General features: G+C 30.2%; 14 protein-coding genes. 1 reads left to right on the top strand and 13 read right to left on the bottom strand.

Features of this window, described 5'->3' with window-relative positions; translation table 11 throughout:
- Positions 1 to 173 precede the first annotated feature (173 nt).
- The 8 genes from U8307_RS10900 to U8307_RS10865 form a co-directional block, all read right to left on the bottom strand.
- Positions 174 to 2,054, bottom strand: a complete 1,881-nt coding sequence (locus U8307_RS10900) for a polysaccharide biosynthesis protein (RefSeq protein ID WP_326907811.1) — start codon at positions 2,052 to 2,054, stop codon at positions 174 to 176.
- A gap of 19 nt (positions 2,055 to 2,073) precedes the next feature.
- Positions 2,074 to 3,915 carry an O-antigen ligase family protein gene (locus U8307_RS10895; protein WP_326907810.1) on the bottom strand — a complete coding sequence of 614 codons (1,842 nt, stop codon included), beginning with the start codon at positions 3,913 to 3,915 and terminating at the stop codon, positions 2,074 to 2,076.
- Between the two features lie 199 nt (positions 3,916 to 4,114).
- Positions 4,115 to 5,140: a TRAP transporter substrate-binding protein gene (locus tag U8307_RS10890; RefSeq protein ID WP_326907809.1), complete on the bottom strand. Its 1,026-nt coding sequence runs from the start codon at positions 5,138 to 5,140 to the stop codon at positions 4,115 to 4,117.
- Between the two features lie 153 nt (positions 5,141 to 5,293).
- Positions 5,294 to 6,286 carry an LCP family protein gene (locus U8307_RS10885; RefSeq protein ID WP_326907807.1) on the bottom strand — a complete coding sequence of 331 codons (993 nt, stop codon included), beginning with the start codon at positions 6,284 to 6,286 and terminating at the stop codon, positions 5,294 to 5,296.
- Positions 6,287 to 6,429: 143 nt separating this feature from the next.
- Positions 6,430 to 7,218 (bottom strand): transposase, encoded by a 789-nt coding sequence (locus tag U8307_RS10880; RefSeq protein WP_326907806.1) that lies wholly within the window; start codon positions 7,216 to 7,218, stop codon positions 6,430 to 6,432.
- A 348-nt stretch (positions 7,219 to 7,566) separates the two neighbouring features.
- The gene (locus U8307_RS10875; RefSeq protein ID WP_326907805.1) at positions 7,567 to 8,175 is read right to left on the bottom strand and encodes a DUF998 domain-containing protein; all 609 of its coding nucleotides are present in this window, start codon (positions 8,173 to 8,175) and stop codon (positions 7,567 to 7,569) included.
- Positions 8,176 to 8,271: 96 nt separating this feature from the next.
- A complete protein-coding gene (locus tag U8307_RS10870; RefSeq protein WP_326907803.1) occupies positions 8,272 to 8,517 on the bottom strand; it encodes an AbrB/MazE/SpoVT family DNA-binding domain-containing protein in 246 nt (81 codons plus the stop codon).
- 125 nt (positions 8,518 to 8,642) lie between these two features.
- Positions 8,643 to 10,613 carry a sigma 54-interacting transcriptional regulator gene (locus U8307_RS10865; protein WP_326907801.1) on the bottom strand — a complete coding sequence of 657 codons (1,971 nt, stop codon included), beginning with the start codon at positions 10,611 to 10,613 and terminating at the stop codon, positions 8,643 to 8,645.
- Positions 10,614 to 10,855: 242 nt separating this feature from the next.
- Here U8307_RS10865 and glnA point away from each other — a divergent pair, with 242 nt between their 5' ends.
- Positions 10,856 to 12,283, top strand: a complete 1,428-nt coding sequence (gene glnA, locus U8307_RS10860; RefSeq protein WP_326907799.1) for a type I glutamate--ammonia ligase — start codon at positions 10,856 to 10,858, stop codon at positions 12,281 to 12,283.
- A gap of 68 nt (positions 12,284 to 12,351) precedes the next feature.
- Here the strand turns inward: glnA and U8307_RS10855 are convergent, their stop codons facing one another.
- The 5 genes from U8307_RS10855 to U8307_RS10835 all read right to left on the bottom strand — a co-directional run bounded on the left by U8307_RS10855 (position 12,352) and on the right by U8307_RS10835 (position 19,038).
- A complete protein-coding gene (locus tag U8307_RS10855; RefSeq protein ID WP_326907797.1) occupies positions 12,352 to 13,329 on the bottom strand; it encodes an S-layer homology domain-containing protein in 978 nt (325 codons plus the stop codon).
- A 393-nt stretch (positions 13,330 to 13,722) separates the two neighbouring features.
- Positions 13,723 to 15,234 (bottom strand): alanine/glycine:cation symporter family protein, encoded by a 1,512-nt coding sequence (locus U8307_RS10850; RefSeq protein WP_326907795.1) that lies wholly within the window; start codon positions 15,232 to 15,234, stop codon positions 13,723 to 13,725.
- 132 nt (positions 15,235 to 15,366) lie between these two features.
- Positions 15,367 to 16,326 carry a dipeptidase gene (locus U8307_RS10845; RefSeq protein WP_326907793.1) on the bottom strand — a complete coding sequence of 320 codons (960 nt, stop codon included), beginning with the start codon at positions 16,324 to 16,326 and terminating at the stop codon, positions 15,367 to 15,369.
- Between the two features lie 171 nt (positions 16,327 to 16,497).
- Positions 16,498 to 17,271: a serine hydrolase gene (locus U8307_RS10840; protein ID WP_326907791.1), complete on the bottom strand. Its 774-nt coding sequence runs from the start codon at positions 17,269 to 17,271 to the stop codon at positions 16,498 to 16,500.
- 9 nt (positions 17,272 to 17,280) lie between these two features.
- Positions 17,281 to 19,038 carry a sigma-54 interaction domain-containing protein gene (locus U8307_RS10835; protein ID WP_326907790.1) on the bottom strand — a complete coding sequence of 586 codons (1,758 nt, stop codon included), beginning with the start codon at positions 19,036 to 19,038 and terminating at the stop codon, positions 17,281 to 17,283.
- Positions 19,039 to 19,056 lie beyond the last annotated feature (18 nt).

The raw sequence follows: 19,056 nt of genomic DNA, 5'->3' as shown, positions 1-19,056 counted from the left end.
AGTCGTTGTGGTTACGGTACGCATACAATGCGTCCCCTACGTTTGCGTTCAATTCATTTATGTGCGTCGTGGGAACGGTACGCATGCAATGCGTCCCCTACGTTGTTGTTTCAGTTCCATGTTATTCGTGGGGGCGGTACGCATGGAATGCGTTCCGTACGTTTGTGTTACAGTTACAGGCATTCGTGCTGTACGTTTGTTGTTCTTTTGTATGTTGGTACTAGTTTTTCTATTAGTGTTAGTATTGATTCGATGTCTGCGTTGTGTGCTGCTTGTTCTAGTTGTTTTATTAGTTCAAATAGTTCATTTTCATCGAATTCTGTAGGTCTTTCTATGAATATTTTATCCAAATTTGTTTTAATTTGATTTTTATCTTGGCTTATTAATAATTCTTCGTAAAGTTTTTCTCCAGGTCTGAGACCTGTATATTCTATCTCAATATCTACTTCTGGCTCTAAACCAGAAAGTTTGATTAAATTATATGCTAAGTCTTTTATTTTAACTGGGTCTCCCATATCTAGTACAAATATTTCTCCACCGTTAGCCATTGATGAAGCTCTAAGGACTAATTGAACTGCTTCAGGTATAGTCATGAAATATCTTGTTATTTTTTCATGAGTTACTGTAACAGGTCCACCTTCTTTTATTTGCTCCTTGAATAATGGAATTACTGAGCCATTGCTACCTAAAACATTGCCGAATCTAACTGCTACAAAATCTGTTTCGCTATGTTTGTTGTACGACTGTATAATCATTTCTGCTATTCTTTTTGTTGCTCCCATAACATTTGTTGGATTAACAGCTTTGTCAGTTGAAATAAGAACGAATTTATCTACTTTATATTCATGTGCTGATTGTACCACATTGTATGTTCCAATGACATTGTTTTTAATTGCTTCTTCTGGATTTTTTTCCATTAGAGGAACATGTTTATGTGCCGCTGCATGAAATACTATATCTATATTTTCTGATGCGAAGATTTTATCTAATTTATTTTTATCTCTTACGGAAGCTATTTCTACTTCCATATTCAATTCATCGCCATAAGTTCGTATTAATTCTTGTTGTATATCATAAGCATTGTTCTCATATATATCTAGTATGATTAGTGATTTTGGATAATATGAAGATATTTGTCTGCACAATTCAGAACCAATAGAGCCTCCACCACCTGTTACAAGTACTGTTTTACCTTGAATATACTCTTTAGTCAATGTACAGTCAAGAGATATTGGGTCCCTGCCAAGGAGGTCATCTACTTGAACATCTCTAATTTTATCCATGAAGTTATTATCATTTGTTAGTAAACTATATACCTCAGGTAAAATTTTGAGTTTACACTTAGTATCTGCACATATATCTAATATTCGTTTTTTACTATCTTTATCTAAAGATGGTATCGAAAGTATGATTTCTTCTATATCATATTTTTTAACCATATGAGGTATTTTATCTGTAGTTGATATAACTGGTATTGAATTAATAGTTCTACCTACCTTGCTATTATCATCATCTACTATACACTTCACTAAATAATTGTTAGGATTATTTCTACTTATTTCATTTAATATGGCTACTGTTGCCTGTCCTGCACCGACTATCATAATATTAGTATAATGACTGAGTTTTTTAGTGTTTTTATCTCCGATTATTAGTATAGCTCTATAAACTATTCTAATTGCCATAGTACAAAAACTTGACACAGGAAATACAACAGGATATACATAATATCTAACTGGTATTTTAAATAGTAGTGTTACTATAATAAACAGTACATTACCTACAACTGATGCTTTTAAGCAATGATATATATCTTCAATGCCAGCATAACGCCACATGTTTTTGTAAACACCCATAACTAAAAATGTTCCAATATAAATCACTGTAAAAATAAGAAATTGTTCCTTAAAGAATTCTATTTTAACTGGATGTATACCACTTACAACATAGGGCATCAAATATGAAAATATAGCTATACACGTATCTATAAGCACTAGTATTAATTTACGATATTTATTTAATATATTATATAAACCTTTATATATTCTTGACATGTTATATCCTTACTAAAAATTAATTTTCATTTTGAACTATTTTCTTATGCAATCTCATATTTATACTTATTCCAATTCCTAATATTATCCAAAACAAAGGAGATACTGATACAATATGGTCATTGAATATACCTGCTATTAAGTATCCTATTACACTAACGAAACATGATGCTCCTATAAATTTCTCTAATGAATCAAAAGTAACTTTGCTATACAATTTTAAGCTATTAATAATATATAGTATCCATACTGCTAGTAATGCAATTAGCGAAACTACACCAGTATTTATTGCTATTTGCAGATACATATTATGTGGTTTATCTACAACTAAATTAGCATTAGTGTTATAACTTGTATTTAATTTTGCAACAAAATCATCTTGAGGAAAAGCCATTGGATAGTTATCTGAGCCAGATCCCTTTACAAAGTAACGTGAAAACATTGGAATTGTACGACTCCAAATATATCCTCTTCCAGACATAAATCCTTCCAAACCATCTAATGGTTCAAATTCTTCTGCTATAACCGGTTCTGTTAATCTTCCTCCACTACCTAATACTTTGACTCCATCTTCTGAAATATAGAAATTTATTGTATGCCAGTTTATTGCAACTGTAACACCAGGGTAATTTTCAGGAATTGTGATTTTATAGTATCTGTACCTATTGTCATTAATTTTTATTTCATTTCTTTTTTGTGATATTTCTAATTCATTGTTACTTTCATCTAAAAAATACAATTTATCATTATCTAATTTAAAATTCAACGTTTCTAAGTTTGTTTTTATAGAAAATGAATCTTTACCTAAAGTAATATCTTCAAATTTTAAAGCTTTCTCATTTTGAGCCTTTATATTTTCTATTTGTTCCGCAACATTAAACGTCTTCAATCTATTAACCAACGCTCCACCTGAAAAGCTATTTAATCCTATTAAAAGTACAATGATTACTCCAACTAAACCAACTGAAACTTTCCAATTTTTAAAAATTACTTTTCTAAACAACCATAGTGCAAATACAGCTGATACTGCAACTCCTAGATATCCTGCTCTGGAATTACAACCAATCCATGTGAATATCATCAGTACTACAGCTAGTCCAGATATTATTCTTTGTTTTTCGGTCTTTGAGCCTAGTAAAAAAGATATTGATAGCGGCAACATTAGTGTAGCAAAGCTACCTACAAAGTTTGTATTGAACAGCGTACCATATATTGTCTTTGGTCCAAATGAGAATGACAAATCTTCAACTACTAAATAACCTGGCAATATAAGTTTATTGCCAAATCCTGTCTGTAAGATGTCAAACCCAAAGTATTGAGATATACCTAATATTCCTTCTGCTATCATAAGGAATAAAAATGCTTTGACAAACAAATTCACATCCCTTTCATTATTTACAAAGTTAATAGTTAGGAATGTGATGGTCACGTAACTGAGTAATACAAACATACCTTGATACATATCTACAAAGCCCCATAGAGCTGTTTGAGTATCTATTGCAAATATAGTTGAAACAATAACAAATAGTGCGTAAATTCCTAGTGGAATGTAATATTGCTTCAAATTTTTGAAGGGTAATTTCTTTTGTTTATATAGTATAATATAAGTTAAAAGGGCTATTGCTGTTAGGACTATTACCCAACGTGATTTCCAATAACTGAAGAAATCTAAATACTGCTGTTGGCCTGTCCAATATAAAGCTTGAGTTGTACCTGAGAGGTCTATAAGTTTAGCGTAGACTATTAATGGTACAAATCCTACTAATAATAATAGTGGCAAAAAATAAATTGTAGATAGTTTTTTATTTTCATAATCTATAGTTATAGGTTCTTTTGTTCTTTTTTCTTTTTTGGATTTCACTTTTATGTCCCCCACGTATTAATAAATAATTGTTATTTTTTGTCGTTGTAAATTATGCTTATATATTATAACACGCTATGTATGTTATATGCAATCAGAAATTGAATTTATATTCTAGTAAGATTTTTATGTTTCTACATATTATTACATATATATAGTATACGTAATTTAACTAATTCAAAGTAAGGTTTGATTTGAATTAGTTTCCTCTCCATGCTCTAATTCTATTATATATATCCTTCGTTACATCTGTTGTTATTTTAATTTCAGTAAGTGGTGTTATTTGTCTTTGGAAAGTTTCTATATCAACTTCATTGAATTCTGCGCCTGCTTCAACAGCAGCTTGTTTAGCAGCTTCTACAGCATCAGCAAATATATCATATTCATAATCAACAGCTATTTCTAATTCTTCTCTAAAAATTTGTTTAACATCTTCAGGTAACTCATTCCACAAATCAGAATTTATAATCAAGTAATCAGGAAGCATTAAATGTTTAGTATATGAATAATACGGTGCAACTTCTACATGATTTAAACTTGAATAAATCAATTCATTATTTTCTGCACCATCTATTAAGCCTTCTTGGATTGCAGAATATACTTCTCCTTGACTCATACCAACACCAGTGCCACCCATTAGTCTCATACCTCTTAAATTTGTATCGGATGGTATTACACGAAGTTTAAGATTATTTAAATCTCTAGGTCTTCTAATGGGACCTACATCTGTGTACACATTTCTTATACCAGCATGAAAAGCTGCAAGAGTAATAATTCCTTTATCAGCTGTGGACTCGTATAGTTCTCCAACTATTTCAGGATCATTTACTATATCTCTTTGATGCTCCGCACTTTTAAATATGTAAGGAAGATCGAATATAGAATAATCAGGATTTAAGCTCTCCAATAAACTACCAACAACCAATGCCATAGCAATTGTTCCTGATTGAACCATTTCAATTGATTCTTCTTGACTTCCTAATTGTTCGTTTGGGAAAATTACTAATGCATATTTTCCATTTGTTTTTTCATATAGAGACTCACCAAAAGCTTTCATAGCTATGTATTGAGGATGTTCTTCGTTTTGGTTAAATGCTAATTTTAATATAATTGGCTCAGTTGGTTCAGATGTTGATTTCGCTGGCTCTATTGCAAAATTTCTTCCACAACCACTCAAGGATGTTAGTATTAATGCTATTATCAATATTATAGGTAGCTTTTTCACTTTTCCTCCTTAAAAATATAAGATTAAGTTACTCCTATATACATTATATTAAGTTCCTAACTCTATATGAATAACATTGTCGAATGTTATTCATATTGTTAGCATAATTATCCCCTCTAAAAAATGCACTAAAAAAGTATTCAGTGCATTTTTTTAATATCCCATGTATTCTTTTAATAATAATCTATTTTCTGATAATTTAGGTACTAATACTGACATACCATTAATTGAAGTTACTGTGAATTCGCCATCGGCTGGTATACGATATGTTTCAATTTTAGACACATCCCAAAGGATAGCTTTTGTAATAAGTGCTATAATTTCTGTAGTTGATAAATCAGTTGATATTAACGGAATAATTTCATCTGCTAAACCTATCAAAATCTTTAAATTCAAATCTTTTAATTTGTTAAACGCTGCTACCAGCACATTTCTTTGTCGCTGTGTTCTTTCATAATCGTCATTTCCTATATATCTAATTCTAGAATATTGTAGAGCTACATCTCCTGTTAGATGGTTTTCACCTGATGATAGGTTTAAATTATTAGTTTTATTTAAATAGTATGTTTCTGATTCATTTAATTCAATTTTAACTCCACCAATTTTATCAACAACTTTTGTAAAACCTTCAAAGTCCACTTCCACATTTCCATCAATACTGATTGAAAAGTTCTTTTCTATAGTTTCATTTAGCAAATCTTTTCCACCTAATGCATATGCAGTATTTAATTTGTTATCACTATATCCTGGAATTTGAACATACATATCTCTCATTAGAGATATTAATTTAATGGTTTTACTATTTTTATTGATAGATGCAACAATCATAGAATCCGATCTTGCTCTAGTTTCACCTGATCTTTTATCTTGTCCAATGAGTAATATATTTACAATATCTTTATTTTCAAATATAGTTTCATCATCATCCCAAACTATATCGTTATTTCTTTCATCATTGTCATTGTTTTCGTTATCTTTCTCATAATATTTTTCAGAAGATGGTATTGCTTCTGCTTCTCCTGAATGGTTATCTTCATTTATCTTGGCATTCATAGATAAATAACCTATCAAAATAATAATTAATACTGACAAAACAATTTTATATATTTTATTAGACCATGGGGGTAAGTTTTTCATATATTGCATTTATATACTCTTCCTTCATTATTCTTTATTTATGTTTATTATTATCATTATGCCATTATATTATTATTACTACTCAGATACAACAACTTTTTTAAAAAAGTGCATTGGGAAAAGTGCATTGGGGACAGTCCCCAGTGCACCATTCATGCCTTTTTGGCAATATTATGAACAATTCCTCTCGATGTATTCGTTAATTCACCTATTCTTCTATGCGACAATTTACTTTTCTTAATGAGATCAATAATCATATCTTCCAATATATCTTTCCTACCAAAAAGCTCCTTCATGTCATTAATACCGTATTGTCGGCAGTATCTTTCAATAATAATATGAGCTTTTTCTTCACGCTCTAATTCTAAAACTTGTTTTAATTCCAAGAATTCATAGTTTTCTTCTACTAACTGTAAATGGTACTTTTCAAACTGCTCCATTGAACCTGAAAATAATTCCATTACCATCTGCTTTTCATTAGAACTTAATAGTTTGTCATCATATCCTATATAGCATTTATAGCTACTCCAAAAATACTTCGATGCATTTGAAACCATTTTAGCTTTTACTGGATTATTATGAATATACCTCATCACTCGTAGTAAATGATCGTCCATATTAATAACTTCACTTCTGTATCTGCCTTGAAAAACGTGTCCTACCCTATCGTATTTAAAATTATATCTTTCAGCATACTTACCATTAACCCATTTAAAAGATTCGCTCATAAATTTTAAATTTGAATTAATCAATAAATGGGCATGATTGTCCATCAAACAGTATGCTGCTATTGAAATAAGTCCTTCATCTTTCTTTTGTTGCAATTGTTCAATAAAATATTGCTTATCCACTGCTTTACTAAATACCATTTCCTTATTGTTGCCCCTAATCATAACATGATAATATCCAGTCTGGCTCTCTCTTCTAGCTTCCCTTGCCATTTTCCACCTCTTATTTAATTATCATTTATCTATTGAAGCATAGTAATTATAGTTGACTTATTGTAACATTTTTGGTAAATTAATACAATATTTATCAAAATTTGAGTTTCCCCTTTTTTTGATCAGAAGATAAACAATGCCTTATGCAAACCCAAAAAGTAGAAAATTATATTCTAAAAAGCTATTTTTAGCAAATTATCATACCAGTTGAAAAGGGAAATTTAGATTGCTTTAATGAAAACGACATATTGTTTGTAAAGTATATGGATAATGTTAAAAAGAACACCAAGGCGGTTTTATTTGTAGATAACTCAGATGTATCAAAACCATGCAGTGAAATGTTGGATTCTATAAACTTGTTATAATCCAAATTATAAAAGGGGCGTACATCAAACAACACAATACCCTTTGCCATAGCCCTTCTAAAGCAAAAACTTTATTTTGGAATTTTGGATTATCTCCCATTACAAAAAAAGTAAACGCAATTAAGCTAAGTAGAAAAAAAATAACCGAAGAAAAACCCAAGTACCACACACCTACATTAAATTGTATTATTGCTAAAATTAATGGCGCAAACAAAAGTGTAATAAAACCAATAACTGAGCCAACTCCGTGGATTTTAGTGGATACAGTTACATCATCTTTTTTCTCATTTAGAGGAAAGATTCCAGATATGACCTCATCTCCTATACCATAGATAAAAAGCAAAGTAAACAGTACAATTGCTAATCCCGCCTGTTCATTATAATAATAGGTAAAAAGTATGTATCCAAAAACCGCTATTGTACAACCAGAAATAATCATCCAGATATTATAAACCCATCCCAAAGGGCTTGCTTTACATCCTAGTACACTCATAACTGTTTTTAAGTGACTATACCCTTTATATGGCAGCGCTATTGCAAACGGGATTAGTAAGTCCACAATCATTACACATAAAACTATTATCAAAAACACGATAACCACCTCCTAAAATACTAATAATCGTATAACTGAAACCATTACCACGCAACTACCTTCTGTCCTTTTTTATTAATAACAGCCTTGATTTTACTATTCATTCTCATCATCCTCTAGTTTATCAAATGCATCAAAACCTTCTAATACCTTTAACGCAAGTCCTTTCATTATGTCCATTTTAACTATTGCCAATCCCTTCTTTTCATCGCCAAATACGAGCAATTCATCACCTGAGTTAATATTAAATATATCTCTAGCTTCTTTTGGAATCACTATTTGACCTCTTTCCCCCACTTTTACAGAGCCAAACATATATTTTCCTTTTTTTATTTCTGACATTATAAAGTCTCCTTTGTTTATTTTTCATACTTTTCATACTTTTCATACTTTTCATGCTAATCATATCATAAGTACTAATAATTGTCAAGAGTGCACTGGGGACAGTCCCCAGTGCACTTCTTTGTTTATTCAGCGATTCGACAGCCTTTTCTTCCGACTGAAATAGTTATGCGCCCATCTTCTTCGAGTTTTTTAATTATATTTCTTATTTCTTTTTCAGAAATTCTATAATAGCTCTTACAAAATTCTTCGTATATTGAGCGTCTACCAGTTCCTAAACCTTTGTTTTCTCTTGATTTAATTATATCTAACACAGTCATTTCCATATCTATTGATGATTGAAATGATAGTATTTCTTTCTTTTTTAAATAATTAGGCAAATTTTCTATTTTAAGTGAATCTTTTGAAACTTGAATCATGTATTCTATTGTATTTCTAAGCTCTCTAATGTTTCCATGCCAATCATAATCTTGACAAAATTTAGTAAAGCTAGCATCTATTTTTCTATTTTCTTTAAATTCCTTTAAAAAGTAGTTAATCATAATTTCAATATCACTTTTATGCTCTCTAAGTGGAGGTAAATTAACTTGAAAAACATTGAGTCTATAAAACAAATCGTCTCTAAAAGCACCTTGTTCTACCATTTTAAATAAATCTTTATTTGAAGCAGCTATAATTCTAACATCAACGTTAATAATTGAATCTCCGCCAATTCTCATTATTTCATTTTCTTGTAAAGCTCTCAGTAACCTTGCTTGAAGATTCAATGGAATTTCACCAATTTCATCTAAAAAGAGTGTTCCGTGGTTAGCTTTTTCAAAAACACCTATTTTACCGCCCTTTCTTGCTCCTGTAAACGAGCCTTCTTCATAGCCAAACAATTCTGATTCCAATAAATTTTCTGGTAAGGTAGCACAATTAATAGCTATAAATGGTTTATATTTTCTATCTGAATAATTATGTATTGCTCCTGCAAATAGTTCTTTACCTGTACCACTTTCACCAATTAACAAAACTGTAGAAGATGAATTTGCGACTTTCTTGCTTATTTGTATTGCATCCATAAGCTTTGGGTGAGACCCCTTAATACTGTCAAAATTATATTTCGAATAATATCCCTTCCCAATTAATTTATTGTGTAACTCTTGTTGCTTAATTAATAGTTCATTATAGTACTTCAATATTATTAATTTACCAAAATATACATCATCATAAACAACCTTTTTCATAGTTACAACAAGTTTCTTATTTCTAAAATCAATTATTTCATCAGATATTTCATCTTTTGATAATAAAATACTTAAATCCTTGGTGCATTGGGGACTGTCCCCAATGCATTCTTGGAATTCTCTACTTATATTTAATATTTCTGATGCTTTATTATTTGATAGTATTACAAAACCTTTGTCATCACATAAAATTATACCATTATCAAATTCATTCAAAACTACGTCGAGTTGTCCTGAAAGCATCTTTTTGTCATATAATGTATTTTTAAGCCCTATCCAAAATGTTGGTACTTTCAAAATATATTTTTTGATTATTTTTTCGGAATGTTTCCTTTCAATATTCAAATAAGCAATAATATCTAAAATAGTAGAAATATCAAATAATCTATTTCCAATATCTATTATTTCTGCATCTATATTAGGCATGTTTTCAAATTCATTTGGTGTAATGATATAATCAACTTTTTTAACGTTAGTTACGCCATTATAATATGGATAAAGTTTCATATTTTTAATTCCAAGACTATAAAGCGTTGCTAGAGTTTCATTTGCCATGAAACTGTTAATATTTACAACATATGCACTTTTGTTACCATCTAGCTCCCAAAGTTTCTCCATTGATTGTTTAGAAATTGTTCGTTTCATCATCAATGTAGGAGCACTACATTTAATATACTCTATCATTTCTATGAAAATACTAGGGTCAGTATACAAAATCAAATCTGTTTCATATATATAAGGCTTATTTGCCATATTTGGTGTAAAGTATTCAACTTCTACAGTATTTTCAAATATGTTTTTTAGTTCTTTTAAAAAATAGTTGCCAATTTTATCTTCTATAACTAAAACAGTAATTTTCCTTTTCAAAATCTTACTCCTTTCGATTGACTTAGTATTTGATTTTATATTACCACAATTTACGATTAATGGGAAACAAATAATTTAGAAAATATTTTATTCCCATTAATTTTGTTTAATTTAAAATTCAATATTCTATTTATCTTAAAATAATATTGAAAAATACATAAATATATTAATTAGCAAAATGCTGATTTTTGGCACAACCTTTGCTATATATTAATGTGAAAAATAAAACAATGGAGGTTACCATGTTCAAAAATTATTCAGAAGCTAAAGAATACATATTAGAAAATAATATTAAAATTATTGATTTTAAAATTGTAGATATGAGTGGAAGGTGGCATCATCTTACAATTCCTGCTACAAGATTTGATGAAAAGTTGCTAAAAGATGGTATTGGATTTGATGGATCTAGTTATGGATTTTTAACAGTAGAAAAATCAGATATGGTTTTTATACCTGATTTAACTTCAACTTTTATTGCTCCTTTCTCTGAAATACCTACATTGACTATGATAGGAAATATATATGCATTAAAGGAAAAAAGAGAAAGATTTGAAGATGACCCAAGATATCTTGTTGAAAAAGCAAAGAAATTTTTAGTGGACAAAAATATAGCTGATACAGCTCTTTTAGGTCCAGAATTTGAATTTTATTTATTAGACAGTATATCAGTAAAAAACGAAGTTAACCACATGGAAGTATCCATAGAGTCAAGTCAAGGCGAATGGAATGCAGCAAATAAAGAAAACAACACTGGATTAAACATCAGAAATTATAATAGCTATCATTTGGATAAACCTTTCGACACTAATTCTGATTTCAGAGATATGGTTACTTTACATCTTGAAGAAAATAATATTCCAATAAAATATCATCACTGTGAAAATGGTGGACCTGGACAAGTTGAAATAGAAGTATGTCATGGAGACATAGTTGAAATGGCAGATAGAACTATGAAGTTAAAATATATACTTAGAAGTTGTGCTGCTAAATTTAATAAAACAATAACATTTCTGCCAAAACCATTTAATGGCGAATGTGGAAGTGGAATGCATATTCACTTACATTTGTTTGATAAAGGTAAACCATTATTTTATGATGAAAATGGTTATTCTAAATTAAGTCAAACAGCACTGTATAGTATAGGAGGTTTGTTAAAGCATGCTCCTGCACTTATGCCTTTTACAAATCCAAGTACAAATTCATTCAAAAGACTAATACCTGGCTTTGAAGCTCCTGTAAGTATATGTTTTGCTACAGCAAATAGAAGTGCAGTAATTAGAATACCTAACTATGCTACTGAGCCAATGGATAAAAGATATGAAATAAGATTCCCAGACGGAACATGCAACCCATATTATGCATATTCGGCTGTATTAATGGCTATGATTGACGGTATAGAAAATAAAATAGATCCAACAAAAGAAGGATTTGGACCATTTGATTTTAATTTATATAATTTAAGTGAAGAACAAAAGAAATCAATTAAAGCTCTGCCTACTAATCTTTTAGAAGCTGCTGAAGCCTTAGAAAACGACCATGAATTCTTATTAAAAGGTAATGTGTTCAGTAAAAACATAATTAAAAATCAGATAGATAGAATAAAAAAGGACCATTACAAAATAAATGAAATGCCTCATCCAGAAGAATTTAAAATGTATTACAATTTATAACAGAAATGCACTGGGGACAGTCCCCAGTGCATTCGTCCCCAGTGCATTCCCCAGTGCATTATGGATTACTACTCTTCTTGTTTAGTAACAGTGATAATGTACTCTTCGTTACCAACCATTATTGATATAATATTTTCTCCTACTTTCAATGGTACAGTTGCTATGTGATCAATACCGCCATCAATAGCTGCAGAAGTTGTAACTTCTATTGCAGTTCCTGTTATTGAAGAATTAGTAGTTACTGCTACGCTTACATCTTCGCCACCATAAGTAGTTATAGTTATTGATGATGATGTAGTAATTGCTGATGCAGTTGTAGTAAGTGAATTATTACTATCAAATTCTAATACTTCTCCATTAAGTTTTATCGCAGCTGGTGTTGTAACTGGTGTTTTTCCGCCACCGCCTGATCCACCTTTATCGTCTTCGTCTTCATCAACAGGTGGTGTTTCTTCCATTGCTCTGTCGATTGTAACTAAAGCTTCTGCTCTAGAAATGAATCTGTCAGGTCTAAATTCACCATCTTCGTAGCCTATCATAAGTTTAATTTCAGCTACTGCTCCTACTCCACCTCTTGCCCAAGTAGCAATATCACTATAATCAGTGAATATTTTCGCTTCTGAAGCATCTGAATCTAAATCTTTTACTCTAGCAATCATAAGAGCTGCTTCCTGTCTGGTAATTTTATTACCAGGTCTTGCTGTGTTGTCTTCATAACCTATGATGTATCCAGCTTTTACAGCCTTCTGTACGTCTTGGTAGAACCAGTCATCTGATTCAACATCATTAAAGTTTGTAGAACCTTTTTCATTGTAATCAAACGCTTTATTTACCATTCTCATAAACTCTGCTCTTGTTATTGTTTGGTCTGGTTTAAACGAACCATCCTCATATCCAATTACATAGTCTTTTTCATACCATTCATCAATCGTATCTTCAGCCCAATGTCCTGAATAATCTTTTCCAGCTCCAAAAGCAAAAGTTGGTATCATTAGCGACATTACCATCATAAATATTATCACTAACGATATTTTTCTTTTAATCATCTTCATCCTCCTTTAGCATAAAAATAACCATATTACATAATTCGATATTTGATATGCTAAAACTAGGGTAGGAAACAGAAAAGATTTTTTGTCATCCTAAATATAACAAGCGGGGGACGCATGAAAAAATGCGTCCCCTACAACTATGTTCCAATATTCATGCCAATATCACGATAATTTTTATTTTCAATGTAGGGTATGCATTGTATGCATACCGCCACGGGTCGTGTTATATTGATTTAATCGTGTTGATTTGGTTGTCACGGGACGCATTCAATGCGTCCCATACGTTTGTGTTGTATTTCCAATACGTATTCCAATGTGTCCCAATATCACAACCATTTTCATTTTCAATGTAGGGTATGCATTGTATGCATACCGCGACAGGTCGTGTTATATTGATTTAATCGTGTTGATTTGGTTGTTCCGGGACGCATTCAATGCGTCCCCTACGTTTGTTATATCGTCTTCATAGAAAACTTTAAAATTAGGATCTATCTTGCCTATGCCTAAATATCTTGCCTTGTAATCTTTTAATAATTCAAAGAATTTTGGGAAAAGAACAAATATGGCAATAATATTTGCGAATGTTGGAACCCCTGTAGCTATGTCTGCAAAAATCCATACAGTTGATCCTGGATAGTTATTTGTCGCAGCTAGAATAGTCAAAAGTAATCCTGGCAATGGATATGTCAATTTTACAAATTTCAAACCAATTTCTTTGGCCTTTTCATTATCTTTGAATAAAAATCTTAATAAAATTTCATAGTATCCATACCAACCGCCAGCTGTAGTTAATGCAAATAACACCATAGCTATTGTTAAGAGAAGTGGTCCAGCAAAACCCATTCCAGATTCAAATGCTGTTAAAGTTAATGTTGCTCCTGATAAACCTGAAGACCATTCTCCAGTTGTAATAATAACTAAAGAAGTAATAGAACAAATAACGAATGTATCCATGAATACTTCAAATACTCCAAATAACCCTTGACGAATTGGATGATCTGTTTTAGATGTTGAATGTATCATAGGTGAAGTACCCCAACCAGCTTCATTACTGTAAACTGATCTTGAGATACCCATTTGAATAACACTTGCAACAGCAACACCTGTAAATCCACCTACAGCAGCTGTTCCACTAAATGCGCCAGATATAATAAGCTTTAAACTTCCTGGAATTGCAGCATAATTTTTAAATATAACAAACAAACCAGTTCCAATATAAAACACAACCATATAAGGTACAATTTTTTCTGAAATTTTTCCTACTTTAGGAATTCCACCTGCAGTAATTATATATATAACAATGGTATACCCTATACTAACTGCAACCATATTCCAGCCAGAAACTTTTGTAATCGCTTCTGATAATGTAAAATTTGCTACATTGATAAAAAAGCCACCAAGCATACCAAACATGAAAATGAAGCTAAGTACTTTATAAAGTTTTTTATATCCTCTTTCCTCGCTAATACCTCTCTTCATATAATAGTTAGGTCCTCCATATGGATCACCTTTCTCATCTGTCAATCTGTAGTGGCAAGCTAGAGAAACCTCAACCATTTTTATTATCTGTCCAACTGATGCCGCTATCCACATCCACAAAACCGCACCTGGTCCACCAACTGCAATAGCAGAAGCAACACCACCAATATTACCCATACCGATAGATCCGCCAACTGCTGTACTAATGGCTTGTATAGGTGTTAGTACACCTTTTACATTTCCTTCTTCTTTTTTCTTTTCAAACAATGAACCAAAGGTTATTTTCCACATATGTTTAAAAAATTTAAATTGAAAAAAGTTTGATTTTACTGTAAAAAATAAACCTGTACCCATAACAATTACGAATAATGGTACACCCCATAAAAAGTCAACTAATGCAGAAGCTAATTTAACTAACATAATATTTATACCTCCTAGAATTTTATCTAACTATGTCTATTTATAACTAATTATTTAACCTTCTGTAATTCACACCTCCCTTTTATCTCTCATATATAATTTATTAAATTAATTCATTTAATGAATTTATAATTAATCTAAAACATCTTTTATAACTCTAAAGATATTTTTATAAGCTACTTTCTCTATATCATTTTCTAAATAACCCCTTCTTCTCATTGCATTAATTATATTTTGTGTTTGTGATACATCTTCAAGACCTATGACACTTTCATCTTCTCCAGGTGGTGAATTTAAATAATTCATAAAATCAAATCCAAAGCAAATATGGTCTATACCAATTAATTTTTGCAAATAATCTATATGGTCTATAAGACCATCTAAATTCTTTTTAGCTTTATCTTTAGATACAAATTCATCATAGCTATTCATTCCAATGACACCATTCCGATTAGCTATAACTTTACATTGTTCATCTGTTAAATTTCTTACAGTATCACATAATCTTCTTACATTAGAGTGAGATGCAATAATAGGTCCAGTTGTATTGTCAACAATATCCCAAAACGTTTTTTCATTGGCATGAGAAACATCAATTATCATACCTAACTTTTCCATCCTTTTAACAACTTCAATACCTTTTTCTGTTAAGCCTCTATTTTTATTTCCTCTTGAACCTGTTGCATAAATATTTTCTTCATTCCATGTAAGCATAGCATGTCTTGCTCCCATCAAATATAGGACATCTAGATAATCCACACTTTCCTCCATGAAATTCATTCCTTCTATGCCCATCATAATAGGCATTTTTTTATCTTTTAATGATTTTTCTATATCATCATAATTTCTGATTAATCTCATAATATCTGTGTTATTATTTAATTCTTTTGCCATATTTCTAATTACGTCTTTGCTTCTTTCAACAGGATAAGCCGTAAAGGGTGGATCAACCCAAATTACAAATATTCCTCCAATTACTTCGCCATCTTGAAATGCTTTTAAATATCTTGTTTTAAAGACATCCTTTTCCCCTATTCGATTTTTTCTCAAAATATCTATCCATAGGTCACTATGTGAATCAAATACTATCATTTTATAAGCCTCATTTCTTCATTATGTTTTTTAAATGTTTCACTACTCTTAATTAAGCAATTTTTATGCCAATAAAAAAAGACTTGAAATCAACTTCAAATCTGATTTTAGAAAATAAAAATTATTTTTTTAGTTCGGATTTCCGAATTTCACGTCATTTTTTCGAACATTTTAATTAAGTCTATTTGAATGTTTAAAACTCATCAATGCAATATCTCTCATTGCACTTTCAGCTTTTTTAACATCAACATTATCTGCACTCATACACAGAATAAAAGGGTTCATAGAATATACAATACCCGCATCGTGAATACACTCATCATCTTCACCTACTTGATGTGCAATAATAGTATTAAGACCAAAATAGTAAGGAATTATAAAGTTTCGTTGTTGCAATTTGAGAACCTCAATAATTTCATTACTAGCTTTTCGGCTGATTATTTGCTGGTTATATAGCCTATCGAAAATATCTCCAATCTCATGTATTGAAGTGTAATTTTCAACCCCTTTAGACATAGCATCATAAGAATAAAGCAATCTATTAACACGTGATATAACAAATCCTAATTCATCTAAAGTCATATTTATAGAATCAATACCTAATAAATTAACTAAAATGTTAAATGCTGAATTGTCACCAATCGAAATCATTAATTTGTATAAATCTTCAATTGTTAATTCAGTTCCTTCATGCATATGCATAACTGCCCCAATAGATGGCATTTTATCAGTATTTTTTAAAATATAAATATCATCTTTCTTAAATTTTCCTTGTTCAAGTTGATTAAAAACTTCTAGCAAAACATGAACTTTGGCTAATCCGGCAGAAATAAATTTCTCACTATTTCCTTCGATACAAGTTCTACCGCTTTTAAGGTCTTTATAATATATACCGATATTACCTTGTATATTTCCTATTCTATCTTTAATTTGTTTTGATAACATAATTTCCTCCTAGAATTCAAGATCATATTTTTTCATTTTTTCAAAAAGTGTAGTTCTGCCAATTCCAAGTTTTTCTGCTGTCTTTATTTTATTTTTATATAATCGTAGAGAATCATATATAATTTGTTTTTCATAACTATCAACTCTCTGTTTTAAACTTGTAGTATGTATGTCTTGTGTAAATTCATTTTCAATCATCATAATATGTCTGTTTTGAATTACTCTACCTTCACATAAAATAGCAGCACACTCTAAAATATTTTCAAGTTCTCTAACATTACCAGGCCAATGGTAACATGAAAATCTTTGAAGAACTTCATCGCTTATGAGTAAAGACTCAATCTCAAGATTCTTGCAAATTTTTGGCAATAAACTTTTACACAAAAGAGAGATATCATCCCCTCTCTCTCTAAGAGGTGGTATTGTTATTGAAAAAACATTTAATCTATAATAAAGATCTTTTCTTAGAAGATTAGTTTCAACAAGTTCCTTTAAGTCCTTATTTGTTGCAGCTACAATCCTAAAATCAGCATAAATTTTCGATTGCCCTCCTACTCTATAATAAGTCTTACTTTGTAAAACTTCCAAAAGTCTACTTTGTGACTCCATAGGCAACTCTGCAATTTCATCTAAAAAAACAGTGCCTTTATTAGCTATTTCAAAATAACCCTTTTTACCACCTTTTTTAGCACCAGTAAATGCACCTTCTTCATAACCAAACAGTTCGCTTTCAATTAATTCTTTAGGAATAGCTGCGCAATTAACATGAATAAAGGGATTATTCTTCCTTTTACTCTTATTATGTATCTCCTTTGCAAAAAGTGTCTTTCCTGTTCCACTTTCACCCAATAACATAATCGTAACATTTGTTCTAGCAGCTCTGTCTAATAATTGTTCCACCAATCTAATTTCAGGACTGTTCCCTATAATATTTATATAATTTAAACATGGGGTTTGGGTATTCATCGCTTCAAACTTCTCAAGTGATTTTAAAACATTCCCATATGAATCAATTTCATTTATACACATCTTTTTAGTAAAAATACTAATTGATATAACCTTTTTCTCGTCAACTAGTAATGTTTTTTTCACTAAATATATACTCTCACCTTTATATGTAAATATCATTTGAGATTCTTTAGAATTAAAAAATTCTTTTAAGTTATTAATTAAGTCGTTATTAAAAATTTGTTCAACATCTAAACCAATGATAATGTCCTTTTTGTAATTAATAAACTCATTAAAACTACCTAAATAAAAATATTCCAGTAAGTCTTCTTTAAATTTAATATTAGGATTAATAAAGAATTTAATTTGATTAGAATTCAAAGCAATAACTTGATTATCCCATTTACTCAATTCAATATTATAATTGGTATCATCAATTTGCAAAAACACTGATTCGTCAGTAGTAGCAATAGAAATCTCTTGTCCATTAAAAACTGTTTTTAAAGATTCATTTGAGAAATTATCTTTATAAATAGCTTGTATGGATGAATCTTTATAAGCTCCTACAATAATAAATCGTTCTTTCATAGATTCACTATAATCAATATTTAAATTATGAATAAATTCTTTTGTGTAGATTTCTTTATTTTTTGAATAGTGGTTTTCTACAATTATAATTACATCCGAAATTTGAAATCTATCACTTTTATATCCTAAGTAGAATTGATATTCAGGCTTAACTAAATCAAGAGCAGCAATACTAATTTCTCTAATTTTCAAATCACTATCAATAATTAAATCTATATTTGCATTTTTCATAAAATCTCCAAACTAATT

Source organism: Sedimentibacter sp. MB31-C6 (genome assembly GCF_035934735.1).
Classification (GTDB): Bacteria; Bacillota; Clostridia; order Tissierellales; family Sedimentibacteraceae; genus Sedimentibacter.
Note: the sequence above shows the minus strand (reverse complement) of the source record. Positions and strands in the feature narration are given on the sequence as shown.

Bases quoted from the DNA above. Each gene is read 5' to 3' on its own strand.
- U8307_RS10900 (WP_326907811.1), bottom strand. From the start codon at position 2,054: ATGTCAAGAATATATAAAGGTTTATATAATATATTAAATAAATATCGT.
- U8307_RS10885 (WP_326907807.1), bottom strand. From the start codon at position 6,286: ATGCAATATATGAAAAACTTACCCCCATGGTCTAATAAAATATATAAA.
- U8307_RS10880 (WP_326907806.1), bottom strand. From the start codon at position 7,218: ATGGCAAGGGAAGCTAGAAGAGAGAGCCAGACTGGATATTATCATGTT.
- U8307_RS10870 (WP_326907803.1), bottom strand. From the start codon at position 8,517: ATGTCAGAAATAAAAAAAGGAAAATATATGTTTGGCTCTGTAAAAGTG.
- glnA (WP_326907799.1), top strand. From the start codon at position 10,856: ATGTTCAAAAATTATTCAGAAGCTAAAGAATACATATTAGAAAATAAT.
- U8307_RS10855 (WP_326907797.1), bottom strand. From the start codon at position 13,329: ATGATTAAAAGAAAAATATCGTTAGTGATAATATTTATGATGGTAATG.
- U8307_RS10850 (WP_326907795.1), bottom strand. From the start codon at position 15,234: ATGTTAGTTAAATTAGCTTCTGCATTAGTTGACTTTTTATGGGGTGTA.
- U8307_RS10845 (WP_326907793.1), bottom strand. From the start codon at position 16,326: ATGATAGTATTTGATTCACATAGTGACCTATGGATAGATATTTTGAGA.
- U8307_RS10840 (WP_326907791.1), bottom strand. From the start codon at position 17,271: ATGTTATCAAAACAAATTAAAGATAGAATAGGAAATATACAAGGTAAT.
- U8307_RS10835 (WP_326907790.1), bottom strand. From the start codon at position 19,038: ATGAAAAATGCAAATATAGATTTAATTATTGATAGTGATTTGAAAATT.